The sequence below is a fragment of the Aeromonas sp. DNP9 genome (assembly GCF_001728955.1).
Classification (GTDB): Bacteria; Pseudomonadota; Gammaproteobacteria; order Enterobacterales; family Aeromonadaceae; genus Aeromonas; species Aeromonas veronii.
In genome coordinates, this window is the sequence record NZ_LYSQ01000018.1 from 71348 (window position 1) to 94303 (window position 22956).

At 59.7% G+C, this 22956-nt stretch carries 22 protein-coding genes; 11 read left to right on the plus strand and 11 right to left on the minus strand.

Annotated elements, in window-relative coordinates:
* Positions 1-39 precede the first annotated feature (39 nt).
* The 7 genes from hemF to A9G06_RS13685 all read right to left on the minus strand — a co-directional run bounded on the left by hemF (position 40) and on the right by A9G06_RS13685 (position 5622).
* Positions 40-948, minus strand: coding sequence for an oxygen-dependent coproporphyrinogen oxidase (gene hemF, locus A9G06_RS13655; protein WP_069555580.1), 909 nt, complete (start codon positions 946-948; stop codon positions 40-42).
* A gap of 112 nt (positions 949-1060) precedes the next feature.
* The gene (locus tag A9G06_RS13660) at positions 1061-1621 is read right to left on the minus strand and encodes a Sua5/YciO/YrdC/YwlC family protein (protein ID WP_069555581.1); all 561 of its coding nucleotides are present in this window, start codon (positions 1619-1621) and stop codon (positions 1061-1063) included.
* Positions 1622-1756: 135 nt separating this feature from the next.
* Entirely contained in the window at positions 1757-2260 is a 504-nt protein-coding gene (gene purE, locus A9G06_RS13665) for a 5-(carboxyamino)imidazole ribonucleotide mutase (protein ID WP_069555582.1), read from the minus strand.
* A gap of 74 nt (positions 2261-2334) precedes the next feature.
* Complete coding sequence (locus A9G06_RS13670; protein ID WP_005339702.1) at positions 2335-2892, minus strand: topoisomerase DNA-binding C4 zinc finger domain-containing protein; 558 nt, start codon at positions 2890-2892, stop codon at positions 2335-2337.
* A gap of 55 nt (positions 2893-2947) precedes the next feature.
* Positions 2948-3421 carry a DUF494 family protein gene (locus A9G06_RS13675; protein WP_005339699.1) on the minus strand — a complete coding sequence of 158 codons (474 nt, stop codon included), beginning with the start codon at positions 3419-3421 and terminating at the stop codon, positions 2948-2950.
* Positions 3414-4529, minus strand: a complete 1116-nt coding sequence (gene dprA / locus A9G06_RS13680; RefSeq protein ID WP_069555583.1) for a DNA-processing protein DprA — start codon at positions 4527-4529, stop codon at positions 3414-3416. The genes A9G06_RS13675 and dprA overlap by 8 nt, the downstream gene beginning before the upstream one ends.
* Position 4530: 1 nt before the next feature.
* On the minus strand, positions 4531-5622 hold the full coding sequence (locus A9G06_RS13685; RefSeq protein WP_069555584.1) for a LysM peptidoglycan-binding domain-containing protein: 1092 nt from the start codon (positions 5620-5622) through the stop codon (positions 4531-4533).
* A 108-nt stretch (positions 5623-5730) separates the two neighbouring features.
* On the opposite strand from A9G06_RS13685, the gene def reads away from it, so the two are divergent.
* From def to A9G06_RS13710, 5 genes are all read left to right on the plus strand, one after another.
* Entirely contained in the window at positions 5731-6243 is a 513-nt protein-coding gene (gene def, locus A9G06_RS13690; RefSeq protein WP_069555585.1) for a peptide deformylase, read from the plus strand.
* A gap of 11 nt (positions 6244-6254) precedes the next feature.
* A complete protein-coding gene (gene fmt, locus A9G06_RS13695; protein ID WP_069555586.1) occupies positions 6255-7199 on the plus strand; it encodes a methionyl-tRNA formyltransferase in 945 nt (314 codons plus the stop codon).
* 60 nt (positions 7200-7259) lie between these two features.
* Positions 7260-8552 carry a 16S rRNA (cytosine(967)-C(5))-methyltransferase RsmB gene (rsmB, locus tag A9G06_RS13700; protein WP_069555587.1) on the plus strand — a complete coding sequence of 431 codons (1293 nt, stop codon included), beginning with the start codon at positions 7260-7262 and terminating at the stop codon, positions 8550-8552.
* An 87-nt stretch (positions 8553-8639) separates the two neighbouring features.
* Positions 8640-10016, plus strand: coding sequence for a Trk system potassium transporter TrkA (gene trkA / locus A9G06_RS13705; protein WP_005339689.1), 1377 nt, complete (start codon positions 8640-8642; stop codon positions 10014-10016).
* 96 nt (positions 10017-10112) lie between these two features.
* Entirely contained in the window at positions 10113-11555 is a 1443-nt protein-coding gene (locus A9G06_RS13710) for a TrkH family potassium uptake protein (RefSeq protein WP_005341967.1), read from the plus strand.
* A 250-nt stretch (positions 11556-11805) separates the two neighbouring features.
* Here the strand turns inward: A9G06_RS13710 and typA are convergent, their stop codons facing one another.
* On the minus strand, positions 11806-13617 hold the full coding sequence (typA, locus tag A9G06_RS13715; protein ID WP_005339679.1) for a translational GTPase TypA: 1812 nt from the start codon (positions 13615-13617) through the stop codon (positions 11806-11808).
* A gap of 351 nt (positions 13618-13968) precedes the next feature.
* Between typA and glnA the strand changes: the two genes are divergently transcribed.
* The 5 genes from glnA (at position 13969) to add (ending at position 19785) form a co-directional block, all read left to right on the plus strand.
* The gene (gene glnA / locus A9G06_RS13720) at positions 13969-15378 is read left to right on the plus strand and encodes a glutamate--ammonia ligase (protein WP_005339672.1); all 1410 of its coding nucleotides are present in this window, start codon (positions 13969-13971) and stop codon (positions 15376-15378) included.
* 115 nt (positions 15379-15493) lie between these two features.
* Entirely contained in the window at positions 15494-16072 is a 579-nt protein-coding gene (locus A9G06_RS13725) for a DUF4124 domain-containing protein (protein ID WP_069555588.1), read from the plus strand.
* An 86-nt stretch (positions 16073-16158) separates the two neighbouring features.
* A complete protein-coding gene (glnL, locus tag A9G06_RS13730) occupies positions 16159-17214 on the plus strand; it encodes a nitrogen regulation protein NR(II) (protein ID WP_040070099.1) in 1056 nt (351 codons plus the stop codon).
* A gap of 9 nt (positions 17215-17223) precedes the next feature.
* Entirely contained in the window at positions 17224-18642 is a 1419-nt protein-coding gene (gene glnG / locus A9G06_RS13735; RefSeq protein WP_069555589.1) for a nitrogen regulation protein NR(I), read from the plus strand.
* Between the two features lie 141 nt (positions 18643-18783).
* Complete coding sequence (add, locus tag A9G06_RS13740; protein WP_069555590.1) at positions 18784-19785, plus strand: adenosine deaminase; 1002 nt, start codon at positions 18784-18786, stop codon at positions 19783-19785.
* 151 nt (positions 19786-19936) lie between these two features.
* On the opposite strand, the gene rmuC is transcribed toward add, so the two are convergent.
* Positions 19937-21277 (minus strand): DNA recombination protein RmuC, encoded by a 1341-nt coding sequence (gene rmuC, locus A9G06_RS13745; protein ID WP_069555591.1) that lies wholly within the window; start codon positions 21275-21277, stop codon positions 19937-19939.
* Positions 21274-21489: a hypothetical protein gene (locus A9G06_RS13750; RefSeq protein ID WP_005339659.1), complete on the minus strand. Its 216-nt coding sequence runs from the start codon at positions 21487-21489 to the stop codon at positions 21274-21276. The genes rmuC and A9G06_RS13750 overlap by 4 nt, the downstream gene beginning before the upstream one ends.
* Positions 21490-21629: 140 nt before the next feature.
* Here A9G06_RS13750 and A9G06_RS13755 point away from each other — a divergent pair, with 140 nt between their 5' ends.
* Positions 21630-22151, plus strand: a complete 522-nt coding sequence (locus tag A9G06_RS13755; protein ID WP_005339657.1) for a ferredoxin-type protein NapF — start codon at positions 21630-21632, stop codon at positions 22149-22151.
* 71 nt (positions 22152-22222) lie between these two features.
* Here A9G06_RS13755 and A9G06_RS13760 read toward each other — a convergent pair whose 3' ends face one another.
* Complete coding sequence (locus A9G06_RS13760) at positions 22223-22675, minus strand: Rrf2 family transcriptional regulator (protein ID WP_069555592.1); 453 nt, start codon at positions 22673-22675, stop codon at positions 22223-22225.
* Positions 22676-22956: the final 281 nt, after the last annotated feature.

The window sequence follows — 22956 nt, forward strand, 5'->3', positions numbered from 1 at the left end:
ATATCGGCCAGCAAAAAGGGACCATCATGGTCCCTCGGGTCACAGCCACTCTCGCGGCGTGAGATAGTCGGTGTAGAGCAAGGCTTCAGGAGTGCCCGCCTCCGGCTGCCAGTCATACTCCCAACGTGCCAGCGGTGGCATCGACATCAGGATTGACTCGGTACGTCCGCCGGTCTGCAACCCGAACAGGGTGCCTCGGTCATACACCAGATTGAACTCCACATAACGGCCGCGACGATAGAGCTGGAACTCCCGCTCTCGCTCGCCATAGGGCTGTGCCTTGCGTCGCTCGATGATCGGCAGGTAAGCATCGAGATAACCCCGACCGACCGCCTGCATAAAGGCAAAGCTGTCAGCAAAAGGCCAGCGATTCAGATCGTCGAAGAAGAGACCGCCCACCCCTCGCGTCTCGTTGCGGTGTTTGAGGAAGAAGTAGCGATCGCACCAGGATTTGAACTCGGGGTAGATCTCATCACCAAAGGGCTGGCAGAGATCACGGGAGACCTGATGCCAGTGCTGCACATCCTCGGCAAACGGGTAGAAGGGCGTCAAATCGAAGCCACCGCCAAACCACCAAATGGGCTCTTCACCCTCTTTCTCGGCGATGAAGAAACGGACGTTGGCGTGGCTGGTAGGCACATAGGGGTTGTGCGGATGGATCACCAGCGACACGCCCATAGCCTCGAACTTGCGACCGGCCAACTCTGGCCGATGGGCCGTAGCAGAGGCAGGCATGGCATCGCCATAGACATGGGAGAAGTTGACGCCCCCCTGCTCGATCACCGCGCCGTGGCGCAGCACGCGGGTGCGTCCGCCACCACCGCCTTCACGGCTCCAAGCATCTTCCACAAAGTGTCCACTGCCGTCGGCCTGCTCCAGACCACGGCAGATCTCGTCCTGCAACTGCAACAGGAAGGCCTTGACCTGGGCCACATCCGGTTTGCTCATCTTGTCTCCAGTCAGGCAGGATCGTGAACGCCCTGTCCATTTTTATAGTTAAATCAGTCCGGTGAGCTCACCGCCCAGCGAATTGATGGCAAATCATGACGTATCCGCCTGCTCAGGAGGGGCGAATAATGGCGCCGGTTCGGGCGTCCTTGATCTCGGATGGGTTGGCTTGACCACCCACTTCACCGGGCAGGATATAGGCTAACTTGCTTGCCAGCCGCTCACCGATATCGGCCACCCGACGGGCAGGCTCCTCACCGGTCAGGTTGGCGCTGGTAGAGACCAGCGGCTTGCCAAAGGCACGGCACAACGCCTGCACCTGAGGATGAGCCGTCACGCGCACCGCCAGGGTCTCGAACTGCCCGGTCAGCCAGGCCGGCGTCATTGCACGGGCAGGCATGATCCAGGTAAAAGGACCGGGCCAGCTGGCTTCAACCCGAGCCAGTTGCTCACCGCTCAGCTGACTCAGATCGATGTAATCCTGTAGCTGTGCCATGTCGGCAGCAATCAGGATCAATCCTTTCTCTACCGGACGCTGTTTGATGGCCAGCAGTCGCAGCACCGCAACTTCGGAGTCGGGATCACAACCCAGACCAAACACGGCCTCGGTCGCATAAGCAATCACCCCTTCCTGTTGGAGGGCAGCAACCGCCTGTTCAAATTCATTTGGCATAGGAAAAATGCGGCAGCCAGGCTGCCGTCTCGTCACTTAGTAGCAAGTTGAATCCGTGTGGCGGCGACCATGGCAAAGTGACGTTTTGCTGTTGCACAGGAAAAATACGACACATCCGGATCGCCACCCGTTCACTTACTTGAGTTGAGCCTGCAGGGCGGCATCCTTGGCCATCACCTCTTCGGCATTCTTCTGGCGTTCGACCCGAACCTTGGCCGCCAGTTCATCATCGGCTACTGCCAGCATCTGGGCTGCCAGATAACCTGCGTTCTTGGCACCGGCTTTGCCGATCGCCACGGTCGCCACCGGTACACCACCCGGCATCTGCACGGTGGAGAGCAACGCATCCAGCCCCTTGAGCGGGCCACCATCGATGGGCACCCCGATCACGGGACGAGTCGTGATGCCGGCTACGGCACCCGCCAGATGCGCAGCCAGACCGGCAGCACAGATAAAGACCTTGCAGCCACGGGCCTCGGCATCGGTCACATACTGATGAGTCGCAGCCGGCGTGCGGTGCGCGGAGGTGACTTTGACTTCCACTGCGATATCAAATGACTTGAGCACCTCGAGGGTAGTCTGCATCACGGGGAAATCAGAATCAGAGCCCATCAATACGGCAACAAAGGGTTTATTCATGGTGGGAATTTCCTTACTCCAAGTGGGGGGTTGAAGTTCACCGAAAACGTTTCAATCCGGTTGCGGCGGCGGGATTATACCTGCTCACTTTGGTGGCCGCATTTCTTTTGCGGACAGACCCAACGCAGAGTTCCCCTCACTTTTTTTTCCACCATGATGCCCCAACCACACGCGGGACAAGGCATGGGGATCGGCTTGTCGTTCACCACATATTTGCAATGGGGATAGCCATCACAGGAGTAAAACTGCTTGCCGTAGCGGGAGGTGCGGCTCACCAGATGACCCTTGCCGCACTCGGGGCAGAGTATCTGGGTATCGTCGCTCTCCTGCAGGGATTCGATGTGCTGACAGGCCGGATATTGAGTACAACCGACAAACAGACCGTAACGCCCCTTCTTGATCGCCAGCGGCTCTCCGCAATCGGGACAGGCAGAGCCTTCGAGCACCTTTTCGATGTCGCGGCCGGATGGCGTCAGGGAGCGTATGTAATCACAGGCAGGATAGGCAGAACAGCCGAGAAAGGGGCCATGTTTGCCCTGGCGGATCACCAGCTCGGCCCCGCACTGCGGGCACGGCTCGCGCTCGAAGGCATGTTCGTGGGCTGAAAAGAGGTGATGATCGATTTTTGACATGGGCCGCGCCTTGAAATCCAGATGGCCTGAATTCTACCAGCGCGGCACCGGACTGTCAGTGAATGACGCCGTCTGACTCATCAAACACCAGCTCTTCCATCTGCTGGTAGGCATTTTCACTGCCCGGTACGTTGAACAGCACCATCATGACGACCCACTTCAGGTCATCCAGCTCGATATCCGGCTTGTCCAGCTCGAGCAGGCGCTCGATACAGATCTCGCGGGTTTCGGCATTCAGCACCTGGGCCTGTTCCAGAAAGAGCAGGAAGCCGCGGCACTCGGTGCTGAGGCGTGCCAGCTCTTGCGGAGCATAGATACGCATCGAGCCTTGCGCGCTGGCGGTGACATAGACCTCCCGCTCGCTGTCGTGCAGATTGGCCAGCCGCTCCAGCCAGTCGAGCGCCTTGTCGATCTCTTCTTTATCGAAACCGGCCCGGCTCAACTCGTCGGTGAGCTCATCCTGCTCGACCATCACATCTGCATCGCTGTGGATGTAGGTCTCGAAAAGGTACATCAATACATCAAACATGATTCGCCCTCCTCGCTCTGACGTATCCACCGGCTACCGCCATCACTGCACCGGCCAGCTCCAGCTCTACCAACCTGCCCAATACCACTTCGACAGGAAGCTGGGCCCGTTCGGCAACGGTATCCACGCTCGTGGTCTCATAATCTACGTTATCCAACAAATCGGCATAAGGCAATTCGCTATTATGCGGTTGCTCAGATGGTATGACCGACGAATGTGGCCGTGCGACCCACTCTGGCAGCTCTTCCACTATATCGGCCGCACTCAGCACAAGTTTGGCCCCCTGCTGAATTAATCTGTTGCACCCTATCGCCTGGGCGTTTTGCGGGGCACCGGGTACCGCAAACACTTCACGCCCCTGTTCAAGCGCATAGCGGGCGGTGATCAGCGAACCGCTCTGCTCGGTCGCCTCCACCACCAGAGTTCCCAGCGACAGACCACTGATAATACGGTTGCGACGAGGAAAATGTTCAGCCAGCGGCCCTTTATCCGGCGCCAGCTCGGAGATAAGCAAACCACCACTCTCCAGAATCTGGCCTGCCAGCCCCTGATGGCGTTTGGGGTAGAGGCAATCCAGCCCGGAACCCAACACGACAAGGGTGATACCGCCACAAGCCAGCGCCTGCTGATGGCAGACACCATCGATACCGAGCGCAAGGCCCGAGGTGATGGCTAACCCGCATCCAACCAGCTCGCTACAGAGGCGGGACGCATTATCTTTGCCTGCATAGGTAGGATGGCGTGTCCCCACCATTGCCAGCTGGGGTAGCGACAGCGTAGCAAGATCGCCACGACAGTAGAGCAACAGGGGGGCTGCGGGGATTTCCCGCAACAAGGGTGGATAAATCGGGTGATCTTGCGGAATAAGGAGATTGTCAGGCAAAGCGGTCCAAGCCAGGCTCTGCTCAACCACTGGCGAGGGCCAGCGCAGTTGTTTGATCTGCTCTGACGATAACCCCATACCATGCAGTTGCGCTTCATCGCTCTGGAACAGGGCATCAATACTTCCCCCGGCCCGTTCCAACAGACGTGCAGCGGTCACCGGACCAATACCGGTGACCGCATCGAGAGTTAGCCAGAGCGCCAGACGTGCGTCAGGGTAGTTCACGTCAGAAGTGAGTGACCTGATAGCCCGCACTCACCATGTCGTTACTCTGCATGATGAGACCGTAACTCAGCTTGTCATACACCTTGAACAACATGACGCGGGCAATCGCTTCAGAGGGCAGTGGTGCCTTCTTGTTGCTGCTGTAAAACACCCGGTTAAAAACCGACGAGAGCTCCTTGTACTGCACATCGCCATTCTTGGTGACCAGGGCAGCACCGGGCCGTCTGACATCCAGTACATCCCCGGCGACCAGTTGATCGCGGCCACCCCGGTTGATCAGCACCACATCAAACTTGCCACCGCCCCGGGTCTTGTTCGGCAAATCGATGATATAGCCCGGCGTGATGGCAGGTGCCGCTTTCGGTGTGAAGACGGCAGGCATGTTCTCCTGAGCGGGTAGCGGCATCACCTTGTCGCCCTGCAGCACTTCGCGCTGGTTATGAGTCAGAGTCACCTCGGTCCGATCGCCATCAAGACGCGCCACGGCCCGCACCACACCGGCAAAGATCGCCTCCTGGCCCAGCAGTTCACCGGTTTCGCGATCCTTGTAGACCACTCCGGGGTGATAAATGCCATAAACCTGCCCCGGCGTCAGGGAGCCCTGCACATAGAGGGTGTCCCCCTCCAGCATGCCGATATGTTTCTGATCCGACCCCAGCAGATAGGGCAGGGTTTTCTGCTGCTGGCTGTCAGCCAGAACATGATCGGTTTGCAGGAAAGGGCCGATCTCGCTGATAGGCAGAGTCGGAATGGGGTTGGCTTTGTTTTCGTAACGGGTTTTCGGGCCGAGACGGATGACTTGCTTGCCACCCTGCATCGCCTTGCCGAGTCGGGGTTCACCATTGACCCAGCTCAGATGCAATACATCACCGGGGTAGATCCAGTGAGGATTGGCAATCTGCGGATTGATGTTCCAGAGACGGGGCCAGAGCCAGGGTTCGGAAAGATACTTGCCGGAGATATCCCACAGGGTGTCGCCTTTTTGCACTACATAGCTTTCGGGGTAACCCGCTTTCAGCCTGAGCTGATCGGCCAGTGCTGCCTGACTCACGGTCACCAGCAGGCAGGCGAGGATGGTTTGCTTCAGATACATAACACTCCCTGTTACTTCTGTACGCAAAGTGTTGCTGTTTTTTGTCGGCGTAAATGACTAGAATTACGCCAATATTGACTGCATTTATACGAAACTAAAGAAAAAACTATGGCCATTCTAGATGTATTGCGTTTTCCCGATGAGCGCCTGCGCACCATTGCAGCCCCTGTCGAGACCTTTACACCCGAGTTACAACAGATTGTAGATGATATGTTCGAAACCATGTATGCGGAGGAAGGCATTGGCCTGGCCGCGACTCAGGTCGACATTCACCAGCGCATCATAGTGATCGATGTCTCTGAAAACCGTGAAGATCCTCTGGTATTGATCAATCCGGAGGTCATCGAGCAGTGCGGTAGCACCGGCATTGAAGAGGGTTGCCTCTCCGTGCCCGGCAGCCGTGCTCTGGTGCCTCGCGCCGAACAGATCAAAATCCGCGCCCTGGATCGCAACGGCAAGCCGTTCGAGCTGGAAGCCGATGATCTGCTCGCCATCTGCATCCAGCATGAGATGGATCATCTGGTCGGCAAGCTGTTTGTGGATTACTTGTCCCCGCTCAAGCGCCAGCGCATTCGCCAGAAGCTGGAAAAGATGGCCCGTGAAGATCGCAAAGTCCTCTGAGGATCTGCCCATTGAATAAGCTGAAACTGATTTTTGCCGGTACTCCCGACTTCGCCGCCCGTCACCTGGCGGCGTTGTTGTCTTCCGACCACGAGGTTGTTGCCGTTTATACCCAGCCTGACAAGCCCGCTGGCCGTGGCCAGAAGCTCACCGCCAGCCCGGTCAAAGAGCTGGCACTGGCCCACAACCTGCCGGTTTACCAACCTGCCTCTCTGCGCAAGGAAGAGGCGCAAGCCGAGCTTGCTGCACTGGGTGCCGACCTGATGGTGGTGGTGGCCTATGGTCTGATCCTGCCCAAGGTGGTACTCGATACCCCGCGGCTGGGCTGCATCAACGTCCATGGCTCCCTGCTGCCCCGCTGGCGCGGTGCCGCACCGATCCAGCGCTCTATCTGGGCGGGCGATGCCGAAACCGGCGTCACCATCATGCAGATGGATGTGGGACTGGATACCGGCGCCATGATCCGCAAGGTAAGCTGCCCCATCGCCGCCGACGAGACCTCCGCCAGCCTCTATGACAAGCTGGCCGAGCTGGGCCCGCAGGCACTGGTCGACACCATCAATGCCATGGCCGCCGGTGAAACCGCTGCCGAAGCGCAAGATGATGCGCTGGCCAACTACGCCGAAAAGCTCTCCAAGGAAGAGGCCCGCATCGACTGGTCGATGGACGCTGTTGCCATCGAACGCTGCATCCGCTCGTTCAACCCCTGGCCCATCAGCTGGTTTGAAGTGGCTGACCAGACCGTCAAGGTATGGCAAGCCGCCGTCATTGACAGCGACCACGACCAACCCGCCGGCACCCTGCTCAAGGCCGACAAGCAGGGGATCGATATCGCGACCGGCAAAGGGGTACTGCGCCTGCTGACCCTGCAACCGCCCGGCAAGAAGGCGATGTCCGTTTCGGATCTGCTCAACTCTCGCCGCGACTGGTTTGAACCCGGCACGCAATTGAATTGAACTGGATTGAATTGACACAAGCGGGGCCCAGGCCCCGACTTGCGCATCTAAGGTAACTCTATGAAAACACGTGCACAGGCCGCTCTCGTTATTCAACAGGTGCTGGATCAGGGTCAATCCCTCTCCGCTGTTCTGCCTGCTGCCCAGGAGAAGGTTGCACCTCGCGATCGCGCTCTCCTGCAAGAACTCTGCTACGGCACCCTGCGCTGGCTGCCCCGCCTCGATGCGGCAGTCAACGAGATGATGGACAAGCCGCTCAAGAACAAGAGCCGCATTTTCCACTACCTCATCCTGGTCGGTCTCTATCAGCTCATCTACACCCGCATTCCGGCTCACGCCGCGGTGGCCGAGACCGTCAACGCCGTCAAACTGCTCAAGGGTACCTCCCTGCGTGGCCTCATCAACGGCGTGTTGCGCAACTTCCAGCGCAGCGCCGAAGTCATTCTGCTGCGTATCGACCGCGTTCCCAGCATTCGCCTCGGTCATCCGGAGTGGCTCACCAAGCGCCTGCGTCAGGCCTATCACGATGAGTGGGAATTCATCATGGAGGCGAACAACCAGCGTCCCCCTATGTGGATCCGCAACAACAGCCAGCGCCAGAGCCGCGATGCCATGCTGGCTCGCATGGCCGAAGTCGGCATCAATGCCGTGGCCGGTGAAGAGGGCGAGGATTGCATCCTGCTGGAGCGTCCTTGCGATGTGACCAAGCTGCCCGGCTTCGAAGTGGGTGACTGCTCGGTCCAGGATGGTGCCGCACAACAAGCTGCAGCTCTGCTCGACCCGCAACCGGGCGAGTGGGTGCTGGATGCCTGCGCGGCCCCCGGTGGCAAGACTGCCCACCTGCTAGAGCGGCAACCCAAGCTGGCTGGCGTGGTTGCCGTCGATGCCGATGAAAACCGCCTCAAGCGGGTGCAGGAGAACCTGGACCGCATCGGCCTCACCGCCAAGGTGATCCACGGCGATGCGGCGGCGCCGGAACAGTGGTGGCCGGAGGGCCAGTTCGACCGCATCCTGCTGGATGCCCCCTGCTCCGCCACCGGCGTCATCCGCCGCCACCCAGACATCAAGTGGCTGCGCCGTGATCAGGACATTCGTGAGCTGGCCGAGCTGCAGCGCCGCATTCTCAATGCCCTCTGGGGCAAGCTGAAAAGCGGCGGCACCCTGCTCTACGCTACCTGCTCCGTCCTGCCGGAAGAGAACCGCGAACAGATCCGCGCCTTCCTTGCCGCGACCAAAGATGCCAAATTGGTACCGTTGCACGAACAGGACACCCCGGACTGCCCGGGTCGCCAGTTCCTGCCGGGTGAAGCCGAAATGGATGGCTTCTACTACGCCAAACTGGTCAAGCTCTGAGCCGGACATGACAAACCTCATTCGGGAGAGCCGCCAGCTCCGTTCTGGCGCTCCCCTTTACAGCCTCAACGTGAGTAGACGTTCCCTATGAAAATCATCATTTTGGGAGCCGGCCAGGTCGGCGGCACCCTGGCCGAGAACCTGGCCGGGGAGAACAACGACATCACCATCGTCGACACCGACAGCGAGCGCCTGCGCGAACTGCAGGACAAGTTTGACCTGCGGGTAGTCAACGGTCACGGCGCTCACCCCAAGGTGCTGCGCGAAGCGGGGGCTCAGGATGCCGACATGCTGGTCGCCGTCACCAACAGTGACGAGACCAACATGATCGCCTGTCAGGTGGCCTACTCCCTGTTCAATACCCCGAACAAGGTGGCGCGGATCCGTTCACCAGCCTATCTGACCGAGCGGGATCGCCTGTTCCTGCCGGAATCGGTGCCGGTGGATCACCTGATCGCACCGGAGCAGCTGGTGACCGACTATGTACGTCGCCTGATCGAATACCCGGGTGCCCTGCAAGTAGTTGATTTTGCAGGTGGCCGCGTTGGTCTGGTGGCGGTCAAGGCCTACTACGGTGGCCCGCTGGTGGGTAATGCCCTCTCCACCCTGCGCGAGCACATGCCCAACATCGAAACTCGGGTAGCGGCCATCTTCCGTCAGGGCCGCCCGATCCGTCCGCAAGGCACCACCATCATCGAAGCGGATGACGAGGTCTTCTTCGTCGCTGCCGCGGGCCATATCCGTGCCGTGATGTCTGAGCTGCAGCGCCTAGAGAGCCCCTACCGCCGCATCATGATCGTCGGTGGTGGCAACATCGGCGCTGGTCTCGCCCGCCAGCTGGAGAAGCGCTACAGCGTCAAGCTCATCGAGCGCAACCAGAAGCGGGCGGAGCAGCTCTCCGAACTGCTGGAGAACACCATCGTCTTCTGCGGCGATGCGGCGGATCAGGAACTACTGGCCGAGGAGCATATCGACCAGATCGACGTCTTCATCGCCGTGACCAACGAGGATGAGGCCAACATCATGTCGGCGCTGCTCGCCAAGAAGATGGGCGCCAAGAAGACCATGGTGCTGATCCAGCGCGGCGCCTACGTCGATCTGGTGCAGGGTGGCTCCATCGATATCGCCATCTCGCCGCAGCAGGCCACCATTTCGGCGCTGTTGACCCACGTGCGCCGGGCCGATATCGCCAACGTCTACAGCCTGCGCCGCGGCGCGGCCGAGGCGATCGAGGCGATTGCCCACGGCGATGAGAACACCTCCAAGGTGGTCGGCAAGACGGTGGGCGAGCTCAAGCTGCCGCCGGGCACCACCATCGGGGCCGTGGTGCGCGGGGATGAGGTGCTGATCGCCCACGATCGCACCAAGATCCAGCAGGATGACCACGTGGTCATGTTCCTGGTGGACAAGAAGTACATCCCGGAAGTGGAGCGGCTATTCCAGCCAAGCCCCTTCTTCCTGTAACGTCTTCATGCGCACAGGCTGTCAAACCAGACCCGGCTCAGCTCCCCCAAGGGGATGGTCCGGGTCTTTTGTTAATCAACGACCAGGTTATCGAACATGATCAAGCTGCGTCCCATTATCTTCACCCTCGGGCTGGTGCTCTCCAAGCTGGCGCTCTTCATGTGGCTGCCCACCTTGCTGGCACTGCTCACCGGGTCAGAGGGATTTGTCGAGTTTCTCAAGTCCGTGCTGATCACTCACGGCGCCGCCCTGCTCTGCCTCCACTATGGTCGCAAGGCGGAGTTTCATCTGGGGGTGCGGGAGATGTTCCTGCTCACCACCTCGGTCTGGGTGGTAGCCTGCGCCTTCGGCGCCCTGCCTTTTGTTTTCATCACCCACATCAACTTCACCGACGCCTACTTCGAGACCATGTCGGGGGTGACCACCACGGGCTCCACCGTGCTCTCCGGCCTCGACAACATGGCCCACAGCATCCTGTTGTGGCGTTCCATCCTGCAGTGGCTGGGCGGGGTCGGCTTTATCGTGATGGCGGTAGCCGTGCTGCCCTACCTCAACGTCGGCGGTATGAAGCTGTTCCAGACCGAGAGCTCGGACTGGTCGGACAAAAGCGCCCCGCGTGCCAAGACAGTCGCCAACAACATCGTCGTGGTCTATCTGGTGCTCTCCATGCTCTGCTTCATGGCCTACTGGGCCAGCGGCATGAACATGTTCGAGGCGATCAACCACGCCATGACCACTCTCAGTACCGGCGGCTACTCCACCTCCGATCAATCCATGTCCCACTTCTCCAACTCGGCCCACTGGATTGGCACCCTGTTCATGTTCCTCGGCGGCCTGCCCTTCCTGCTCTATGTGCAGAGCCTCAACCACAGGGACAACAGCCTGTTCAAGGATGCCCAGGTGCGCGGCTTCTTCTGGCTGGTGGTGTGGGTCACCGTCATCATGACCTTCTATCTGTGGGAAAGAGACCTGTTCGGCTTCTGGGATGCCCTGCGCATCAGCTGCTTCAACATCGTCTCGGTGCTCACCACCACCGGCTACGGCCTTGGTGACTTCGGCACCTGGGGGCCGCTCGCCAGCATCGTCTTCATCGTGCTGCTGGCTCTGGGGGCCTGCTCAGGCTCCACTGCGGGCGGCCTCAAAATCTTCCGGGTACAAGTGGCGTTTGCCCTGTTCAGAAAGCAGATGCGCCAGCTGATGCACCCCTCTGCCGTATTCCCCCAGAAGTACAACGGCCGGACGGTCAATGACGCCATCATCCGCTCGATGATCTCATTCGTACTGGCCTACTTCGCCATCATTCTGGTGATAGCTGCACTGTTGGGCGCCATCGGGCTTGACCCTCTGACGGCCATATCCAGCTCCATCACCGCCGTTGCCAACGTCGGCCCGGGCATGGGCCCAGTGGTCGGCCCCAGCACCAACTTTGCCAGCCTGCCGGAATCGGCCAAATGGCTGCTGTCATTCGGCATGCTGCTGGGACGACTGGAGATCCTGACGGTCGCCGTGCTCTTCTTCCCCTCCTTCTGGCGCCAGTAATCCCTCACTGCAAGCCAGCAAAAAGCCGCAGCGTTCACCCGCTGCGGCTTTTTTATCTCAAGCATTCTCACGACTTTCGCTCACCGCTTATCAGCCCACTCATCATCCATTGCTGATCGCCTGAACAACCTCACCAGGATGACCAGAGCGGATCACAAGCATAAAAAAACGGACCCAAACCAGAGGTTTGGGTCCGTTTATCAGTGAACCGTCAGCGGCCGCGAGGGCTACCGAGACTCAGCACATGGGATTAACCACGGCCAGAGCGCTTGCGATCCAGCTCGGTCAGCAGCTTCTTACGGATACGGATGTTCTTCGGAGTCACTTCTACCAGTTCATCGTTGTCGATGAACTCGAGAGCCTGTTCCAGAGTCATGCGGATCGGCGGAGTCAGAACCTGAGCTTCGTCGGTACCGGAGGCACGCATGTTGGTCAGCTGTTTGCCTTTCAGGCAGTTAACAGTCAGGTCGTTGGAACGGGAGTGAATACCGATCACCTGGCCTTCGTACACTTCGGTCGCGTGACCGATGAACAGACGACCGCGGTCTTGCAGACCGAACAGGGCGTAGGTCAGAGCCTTACCGGTTGCGTTGGAGATCAGCACGCCGTTCTGACGCTCGCCGATGCTGCCACCCTTGTGCGGACCGTAGTGGTCGAAGGTGTGGTACAGCAGACCGGTACCTGAGGTCATGGTCATGAACTCGGTCTGGAAACCGATCAGGCCACGGCTCGGGATCATGAAGTCCAGACGGACACGACCCTTACCATCCGGAGTCATGTTGGTCATTTCGCCTTTACGCAGACCCAGTTGCTCCATCACGGAACCCTGGTGCGCTTCTTCAACGTCCACAGTTACGGTTTCGAACGGTTCTTGCAAAACGCCATCAACGGTACGCAGGATTACTTCCGGACGGGACACAGCCAGTTCGTAACCTTCGCGACGCATGTTCTCGATCAGGATGGAGAGGTGCAGCTCACCACGACCGGATACACGGAATTTGTCCGGATCATCAGTCTCTTCCACGCGCAGGGCCACGTTGTGGACCAGCTCCTGGTTCAGACGCTCCAGAATGTTACGGGAGGTCACGAACTTGCCCTCTTTACCGGCGAACGGTGAGGTGTTGACCTGGAAGGTCATGTTCACGGTCGGCTCGTCAACGGAGAGCGGCGGCAGGGCTTCAACGGCACCGTTATCACAGATGGTGTCGGAGATTTTCAGCTCGCCCAGACCGGTGATAGCGATGATGTCACCCGCTTGCGCGTCGGTAACTTCAGTACGGGACAGACCCAGGTAACCCAGCACCTGACCGACTTTACCGTTACGGGTCTTGCCGTCGGCACCAACGATGGTGACTTGCTGGTTGGTCTTGACGCGACCACGAGTGATACGGCCGATACCGATAACGCCCACGTAGGAGTTGTAGTCCAGCTGGGAGATCTGCATCTGGAAACCACCTTCGGCATCAGCCTTCGGCGCTTCAACGTTGTCAACGATAGCCTGGAACAGCGGCTCCATGTTTTCGGACTCGACGTCCTGATCCATGGTGGCCCAACCGTTCAGTGCAGAGGCGTAAACAACTTTGAAATCCAGCTGTTCGTCAGTCGCACCCAGGTTGTCGAACAGGTCGAATACCTGATCCATTACCCAGTCAGGACGAGCACCCGGACGGTCAACCTTGTTGATGACCACGATCGGCTTCAGACCCTGAGCGAACGCCTTCTGGGTCACGAAACGGGTTTGCGGCATCGGGCCGTCTACGGCGTCAACCAGCAGCAGCACGGAGTCAACCATGGACAATACGCGCTCTACTTCACCACCGAAGTCGGCGTGACCCGGGGTATCAACGATGTTGATGCGGTAGTCATTCCAGCGGATCGCAGTGTTCTTGGCGAGAATGGTGATGCCACGTTCCCGTTCCAGATCATTGGAGTCCATGATCCGTTCCTGGCCTTCCGTGGAGCGGTCCAGGGTGCCGGACTGCTGCAGCAGCTTATCAACCAGAGTCGTTTTGCCGTGGTCAACGTGCGCAATAATCGCAATATTGCGTAAATTCTCTAACATTCTCGCCTCAATCACCGGGTAAAATTGGGCGCTAATTGTACTCTTGCCTTTGTGATCTGCCTAGCAGAATTGCAGTACATTCGCGCATAACAACAGATCTGGATCATAGACCTCTCTGACAAACCCTGCTTAGATGGGCAGTGACCGTATTTCGCGCACCATTACAGTGCACCAAAACGATCCACCATCGCACTAAATTGATGCAACGCGAGTCGAGATCGCCTGATTTTGGGGAGCCTCTTCTGCGAGATTGCCCTGAAATCAAGCTGTCACAAACTTGGCACGATACTGGCTTATGTGAATACGACGACGCATTCACCCAGAGAGTTTTAACACCGGAGGTTACTTAGCATGTCAGCCCAGAACGTTTTGGCCCTGATCCAGGAACACGAAGTCAAGTTTGTTGATCTGCGCTTTACCGACACCAAGGGTAAAGAGCAGCATGTATCCATCCCTGCTCACCAGGTTGATGAAGATTTCTTCGAAGACGGCAAGATGTTCGATGGTTCCTCCATCGGCGGCTGGAAGGGCATCAACGAATCCGACATGGTACTGATGCCGGACGCAGCCTCCGCCAAGCTGGATCCGTTCACCGAAGAGACCACCCTGAACATCGTTTGTGACGTGCTGGAGCCTGCCACCATGCAGGGCTATGACCGCGATCCGCGCTCCATCGCCAAGCGTGCAGAAGATTTCCTGAAGTCCAGCGGCATCGCTGACACCGTGCTGTTCGGGCCGGAGCCGGAATTCTTCATGTTCGACAACATCACCTTCTCCAACACCATGGGCCACAGCTTCGTGAAAATCGAATCTGAAGAAGCCGCATGGAACTCCGGCACTGCCTATGAGCATGGCAACAAGGGTCACCGTCCGTTCGTGAAAGGCGGTTACTTCCCGGTTGCACCGGTCGACTCCTCCCAGGATATCCGCGCCGCCATGTGTCTGGTGCTGGAAGAGATGGGCCAGGTCGTTGAAGCTCACCACCACGAAGTGGCCACTGCCGGTCAGAACGAAATCGCTACCCGCTTCAACACTCTTACGCTGAAAGCTGACGAAGTGCAGGTACTGAAGTACGTGATCCACAACGTGGCCCACGCCTACAACAAGACCGTGACCTTCATGCCGAAACCCATGTTCGGTGACAACGGCTCCGGCATGCACTGCCACCAGTCTCTGGCCAAGAACGGCGTCAACCTGTTCGCTGGTGACCTGTATGGCGGTCTGTCCGAGATGGCGCTGCACTACATCGGCGGTATCATCAAGCACGCCAAGGCCATCAACGCCTTCGCCAACCCGACCACTAACTCCTACAAGCGTCTGGTTCCGGGTTATGAAGCACCGGTCATGCTGGCCTACTCTGCCCGCAACCGCTCTGCCTCCATCCGTATCCCGGTGGTACCGAGCCCGAAAGCCCGTCGTATCGAAGTGCGCTTCCCGGATCCGGCTGCCAACCCGTACCTGGCCTTCGCAGCCCAGCTGATGGCCGGCCTGGACGGTATCATCAACAAGATCCATCCGGGCGATGCCATGGACAAGAACTTGTATGACCTGCCGCCGGAAGAAGCCGCAGAAGTGCCGACCGTTGCCGGTTCTCTGGACGAAGCCCTGGCTGCTCTGGATGCTGACCGCGAGTTCCTGACCCGTGGAGGCGTGTTCAGCGATGACTTCATCAACTCCTATCTGGAACTGAAACAGCAGGATGTTGACCGCGTGCGCATGACCCCGCACCCGCTGGAGTTCGAACTGTACTACTCCGTCTAAGTCTCAGCAGACTGGCCGTTTAAATCTGGTCAGCTTGCTTAATCGTGACAAAACCCGCCATCTGGCGGGTTTTTTCTCTGATAGGATTAAGCAAAATACCGTCAAGGAGAGATGGATGAACAACAAGCATGGCATAGGGGTGCTCAGCCTCCTGTTGCTGACCTCGTTCGGTGCGGACGCGGCCAAGGTCTACTCCTGGGTCGATGGCAATGGCATCACCCACTACTCGGATGCGCCACCACCCGGCAAAAACGCCAAAGAGGTCGATCTGCGGGTCGCCCCGCTGCTGGGCAGCAGCGCGCCCAGATCGGTACAGGTGGATAACTTCAACAGCCTGACCGGCGCCGATGCCAAGAAAGAGAAAGAGGCGGCCAAGCTGACCATCGAACTGCTCTCCCCGGAACAGGGCAGCACCCTGCGCGACAACACAGGCAACATCGTCTTTCAGGGCACCATCAGCCCCAAACCTCCGACCCAGTATGATGTGCGCCTGACCCTGGATGGCAAAGCCGCCCCCATCGTCAGCAACAGCCTCTCTGTCCGCGTCGAAAACGTCGATCGCGGCGCCCACGAGGCTCAGCTCGAGCTGCTCGCTAAAGACGGTACGATCCTTGCTAAATCCAGTGCAGTCACCTTTTACCTGCATAGAACGAGCGTGACGCCGGCTCCCAAACCCACCCCCAAAGCCGACTAGGGGTGATATAGCGCACCGATGCGGGTAAACTCTATGCACCATATCGGTGCATAACAGGTGTATAGCACCGTTTTAGGGAGAAACCTGTGCCAACCCGCTCGGACAACGCCAAAACACTCTTGGATAATTTGCTGACCGCCGTGATCCTGATGGATGAGCGGCTCTGCATCCAGTTCGTCAACCCGGCGGCTGAACAGCTGCTCTCCCTCAGTGAACGCAGGCTGATCGGCATCGAACTGCCCCATCTGCTGGAACATATCTCCCTCGACCTGCAACGACTGAAACATTGCCTCGTTTCAGGGCAAGGCTTTACCGACAGCGAAGTGACACTGGTGGTGGAAGGAGAACCGCGACTGGTGGAGCTGAGCGCTACCCCGATGGCCGACCACGAACAGCGTCTGCTGGTGGTGGAGCTGCGCAAGATCGACCAGCAGAAGAAGATCAGTCAGGAACAGCAACAACATGCCCAGCAGCTGGCGGCCAAGGAGCTGGTGCGCGGGCTGGCCCACGAAATCAAGAATCCCCTCGGCGGCCTGCGCGGCGCGGCGCAGCTGCTGCAAAAAGAGCTGCCGGATCCGGCCCTGCGCGAATATACCGGCATCATCATCGAACAGGCTGACCGACTGCGGGTTCTGGTCGATCGACTGCTCGGCCCCCAGCGCCCCGGCCGTCACCAGATGCACAATGTCCATTCGGTGCTGGAGCAGGTACGCCGACTGGTGGAGCTCGAACTCCCTCCCTCTGTTCGCATCGAGCGGGATTACGATCCCAGCATCCCCGAATTCGAGATGGAGCCGGATCAGCTGCAGCAGGCGTTTCTCAACATAGTGCGCAATGCCGCCGAAGCGCTCGGCGATCAAACCGGGCTTATCCGTATCAAGACCCGCACCGCGTTCCAGATCACCATCCACGGCCAGCGTTACCGGCTGGCAGCGGAGATCAAGATCATCGACAACGGCCCCGGCATTCCCGATGCCATTCGCGACACCCTGTTCTATCCCATGATCACCGGCAAGGAGGGGGGAACCGGGCTCGGCCTCTCTATCGCCCAGAACCTGATCGACCAGCACAAGGGGCGGATTGACTGCATCAGCTGGCCGGGTCACACCGAATTCACCATTTTTCTACCGCTTCGCAAGTAAGGGAACCCCATGACCGCCAAAGTGTGGATCGTCGATGACGACAGTTCTATCCGCTGGGTGCTGGAGCGCACTCTCGGCAGCGAAGGCTTCAACTGCGAGAGCTTTGCCGATGGCGAAGCTCTGCTGCACGCCCTTGAGCTGCGCTCACCCGATGTGATCCTCTCCGATATCCGGATGCCGGGCATCGATGGTTTGAGCCTGCTGGAGCAGATCCACCGCCGTCAGGCCGATCTGCCCATCATCATCATGACCGCCCATTCGGATCTCGACAGCGCGGTCAACGCCTACCAGCGCGGTGCCTTCGAGTACCTGCCCAAACCATTCGACATCGACGAAGCGGTGACCCTGGTACGCCGCGCCGAGAATCACCTCAAAGAGCAGCGCACCAAGCGCAAGTCTCGCCAGCAAGAGGCCACCGCCACCCCGGAGATCATCGGTGAGGCGCCGGCGATGCAGGAGGTGTTTCGCGCCATCGGTCGCCTGTCACGCTCCAGCATCTCGGTACTGATCAACGGCCAGAGCGGCACCGGCAAGGAGCTGGTCGCCCATGCCCTGCACAAGCACAGCCCGCGCGCCCACAAAAACTTCATCGCCCTCAACATGGCAGCCATCCCCAAAGATCTCATCGAATCGGAGCTGTTCGGTCACGAGAAGGGAGCTTTCACCGGCGCCAACAACATCCGCCACGGCCGCTTCGAGCAGGCCGACGGCGGCACCCTGTTTCTCGACGAGATCGGCGACATGCCGCTGGATGTGCAGACCCGGCTGCTGCGGGTCTTGGCCGATGGCCAGTTCTATCGGGTCGGCGGCCACCAGCCGGTGCAGGTGGATGTGCGGATCATCGCCGCCACCCACCAGAATCTGGAAAAGCGGGTCGCCGATGGCGAGTTTCGCGAGGATCTGTTTCACCGCCTCAACGTCATTCGCATCCATATTCCTGCCCTCAAGGAGCGCCGTGAGGATATCCCCCAACTGGCCCGTCACTTCCTGCTGCGCGCAGCCAAAGAGCTGAACGTCGAGGCCAAGAGCCTGCACCCCGATACCCAGGCCTATCTCAGCCGCCTGCCCTGGCCGGGCAACGTGCGCCAGCTGGAGAACGTCTGCCGCTGGCTTACCGTGATGGCTTCGGGGCAAGAAGTGCTGGTCGGCGACCTGCCTGCCGAGCTGCTCACCCCCATCACCCACAACGCCGAACCGGGCCAACCGGCGTTGCCCGGCTGCTGGCAGCAGCAGTTGCAGGAGTGGGTGGCTAGCAAATTGGCGCTGGGTGAGACAGACATCCTGGCCGATGCCATGCCCCAGTTCGAACGGATCATGCTGGAGACGGCGCTGGAACATACCCACGGCCACAAGCAGGAGGCGGCGCGCCTGCTCGGTTGGGGTCGCAACACCCTCACCCGCAAGCTGAAGGAACTCGATCTCTCCTGAGTCCCGGGGAAAAACGATTCCCATCACGCCCTGACAAATCACCGCCCGCCAGAACCCCGTTTAACCATAAACGGGGTATCTTTTTTGAAAGCCCCGCCTAGAATGGCAGGCTTTCAAACCTGACTCGACGAGGGCGCCCCCATGATTGACAGATCTCTCCCCCTGACCGACCTGCACCGCCATCTGGACGGCAACATCCGCCCGCAAACCATCCTCGAGCTGGGTCGCCAACACAATATCCCGCTGCCCGCCTTCGAGCTGGAAGCGCTGCGTCCCCACGTACAGATCGTCGAGAACGAGCCGAGTCTGGTTGCCTTCCTGAAGAAACTGGACTGGGGTGTGGCCGTGCTGGCAGACTACGACGCCTGCCGCCGGGTCGCCTACGAGAACGTGGAAGATCTGCTGCGCGCCGGTATCGACTATGCCGAACTGCGTTTCAGTCCGGCCTATATGGCGATGGCCCACAAGCTGCACCCGCAGGGTGTGGTGGAAGCCATCATCGACGGTGTGGCCGCGGGCAGCCGCGACTTCGGCATCAAGACCAACCTGATCGGCATCATGAGCCGCACCTTCGGCACCGAGCAGTGCAATCAGGAGCTGGCCGCCTGTCTGGCCCACCGCGACAAGCTGGTCGCCATCGATCTGGCCGGTGACGAGCTGGGCTTCCCGGGCGAACTCTTTGTCGACCACTTCCGCAAGGTGCGCGATGCAGGCATGCGCGTCACCGTACACGCTGGTGAAGCCGCTGGCCCCGAGAGCATGTGGCAGGCCATTCGCGAGCTGGGCGCCGAGCGTATCGGCCACGGCGTCAAAGCGATTCAGGACCCTGCCCTGATGGCCTATCTGGCCGAGCACCGCATCGGCATCGAATCCTGCCTCACCTCCAACGTCCAGACCACCACGGTGGCGAGCCTGACCGAACACCCGATCCGCCAGTTCCTGGCCGCCGGCGTGCAGGCCTGCCTCAACACCGATGACCCGGCGGTGGAAGGGATCGACCTGCCCCACGAATATGAGGTGGCCGCTCCGGCCGCTGGCATGACGGCGAGCGAGATCCGCACCGCCCAGCAGAATGGCCTGACCCTGGCCTTCCTGAGCGATAGCGAGAAGGCAGAGCTGAGCGCCCGCGCTGCCAGCCGCTGATCCACACCGGCACTGCAAATAAAAACGGCCCACTTCGGTGGGCCGTTTGCTTTGCGGATTTCTGATAATGGGTAAGCACTTGGCCAGCTGACAGATAGCAAAAGGCCCAAACCGGGTTTGGGCCTTGGCTGATGGCGGTACAGGGGAAAAACTACTCCCGCTCCTTGTCGCGCTCCAGCGCCCGCTCCACCAGCGGCTCGGGCAGACTCTTGGTCACCTCCACCCCCAGCTCGCGGAAACGCTCGACCTGGGCAATCAGGTTGCCACGGCCGTTGACCAGCCGTCCCATCGCCTTGTCGTAGCTCTCCTGCGCCTTGTGCAGGCTGCCGCCCATCTGCTGCATCTCCTCGACAAACAGCCGCAGCTTTTCGTAGAGACGACCGGCCCGCTCGGCAATCTGGCGGGCATTCTGGTTCTGCCGCTCGTAGCGCCACAGATTCTCGATGGTGCGCAGCGCCACCATCAGGTTGGTGGGGCTCACCAGCAGGATGTTGTTGTCGAGGCCGTAACGCACCAGCGAGGGATCGGATTCCATGGCAGTGAGGAAAGCGGGCTCCACCGCCACAAACATCAGCACATAGTCGAGGGTACGCACCCCGGGCAACTGCTGGTAATCCTTGCGACCCAGCTCGCGGATATGATTGCGCACCGAGGCGACATGCTCTTTCAGCGCAACAGACTTCTCCAGCTCGTCATCGGCGTTGTACCAGCGCTCGTAGGCGGTCAGCGACACCTTGGCGTCGATGATGATGTCCTTCTCCTGCGGCAGGTGGACAATCACGTCGGGCTGGTAGCGCTTGCCCTTCTCCACCTCGATATTGACCTGGGTGTGGTACTCGTGGCCCTCGCGCAGGCCGCACTCGCTGAGGATCCGCGCCAGCACCACTTCACCCCAGTTGCCCTGCTGCTTGCTGTCACCCTTGAGGGCGCGGGTCAGCGCCGCCGCCTCCTCGGTCATGCGGGCGTTGAGCTCGGCGAGACGCTCCAGTTCGAACTTGAGGCTGTGGCGCTGGGCCGTCTCTTGAGCGTGGGTCTCACCCACCTGACGGCGAAAGCCCTCGAGCTGTTCTTTGAGCGGTGTGAGCAGCAGATCGAGGCTGTTCTGGTTCAGTTCGCGGAAGTTGCCGGAGTTTTGCTCGAAGATCCGGTTGGCAAGGTTCTCGAACTGTTGGCTGAGGCGCTGCTCCGCCTCCTGTTGCAGTTGCAGCTTCTCGGCGGCGGCCAGCCGCTCGCTGCGCAGGGTCGCCTCCGCATCCTTGAGGCGGGCGGTGAGCTTGATCAGCAGGGTCTGTTGCTGATCAAGCTTCTGCTGGCCCTGCATCCGCTCATCCTGCAACTCGTCGAAGCGATCCTGCAGCACCTGATAACGCTCCTGCGCCAGCATCAGCTCCTGAGCCTGCGCCGTGGCGGCCCGTCGTCCGATCAGCCAGCCAAGCCCGAGGGCCAGCACTGCGGCGGGCAGCAAGATCCCCCAGAGCCCGGGGTCGATCATTTGCGGCTCCGCTGACGCAGGAAGAGTTCGAGATAGCGGTTAACCAGGATCCAGAGCACCACGTAGATAAGGTAGGCGGCCAGCACCACCCACTTGTGGGTGTTGACGCCGGTATCGAGCTCGGCGAACTCGATATCCTTGATGCGGCAGTAGGCCCACATCAGCAGGGGAAAGACATAGAGCAGGGACGCACGCCAGAGAAATAGCCACATATGTTTTCATTCAACCACGTAAAAAGACCCGCCTAGCTTACACAAGGGCAACTGCGCTTGCGATCCTGACGGCCGCTATTCTCTGGCCTGCTTCCCGAAACTTCGATAAAATTAACCCCTAATAGGTATCAGGGGCGAGCATGACTCACTATTTCCTCCGTTGGCTGACACAAGGTTGGCAAGCTTCCCGTAAGCCCGCCGTGGTTTGCCATGAAGCGCGCCCGCCATGGGCCATCGAGGAGTCCCAGTACCTCTCCCTCTGCACCCGTTGTGGCGAGTGTTTCAAGGCCTGCCCGCGCGGTCTGCTCAAACCGGCCACCCAGGAGGAGTACGAGGGGAGCCCCATCGCCGGCACCCCGGTGCTCGATCTCGCCTGCGGCCAGTGCAGCTACTGCGGCAGCTGCGCCAGAGCCTGTCCCACCGGCGCCCTAGACCTGCAACTGGGTCGTCAGGTGCAGACCCGGGTGCAGATCGAGGAGAGCTGTCAGGCACGGCAGGGCTTCTACTGCCTGCTCTGTGAAGATGCCTGCCCACAACAGGCGATCAAGGCCACCGCCGACGGCATCAACGTCAATATGGATGCCTGCAATGGCTGCGGTGCCTGTGGCCTCGCCTGCCTGCACGGCGCCATCACCCTGATCCGCCAGCCGGGCAGTCGTTAAAAACCACCTGCGTACAAAAGCAAAAGGGGCCATCAGGCCCCTTTCACATCTTGTTCGTTATGCCGCCCCCGTCAGGCCATGGTCACAATAGTCTCTTGCTCGATACCCAGCAGGTGGCAGAGACGGTTGGGATCGCGCACCGCATCAGCCAGTGTGTACTCGCCCAGCACTTCGAGGAAGGCGTGCATGGCGCGGCGCAGAATGCCCTGAATGCGGCAGCCGCCGGAGAGACGGCAGTTCTCGCGCTTGCAATCGACCGGACAGAGCACATGCTCCATGTCCATCACCACATCCCGCAGGTTGATGGAGACCGCAGAGCGACCGAGACGGATGCCGCCATGCTTGCCGCGTACCGTTTCTATGTACCCCTTGATGCCAAGCTGGTGCACAATTTTGACCACGTGGTTGCGAGAGATGCCAAAGGTATCGGCCACTTCGGTAATGGTCGACAGACGATCCCCCGGCTGAACCGCGAGGAAGGTCAGGGTACGCAGGGCGTAGTCGGTAAATCGTGTCAGTTGCATGGTCGCACTTGCCTCTTACTACAAGCCAGGAATCAGGACGACAACATTGAGCTAAGAGGCAGGAGACAACCGGTTTGCCTCTGTTTGCCATTGGTGCACCAGAGGGGGGCCTGTCTCTTAATCTGAGTTGCGGAGTGACAGGTTAAGAGCAGCACAACCGGGTGTCGATGAAGATGCACATAAATCGACACTTTCTTTGATTGATCGCAAACTTGCCGGGTTAGCCCGGCGTTTACCCGCTTTATGGCGGGTAAATCTCCCGAATAGTCCCCTTCACCAAG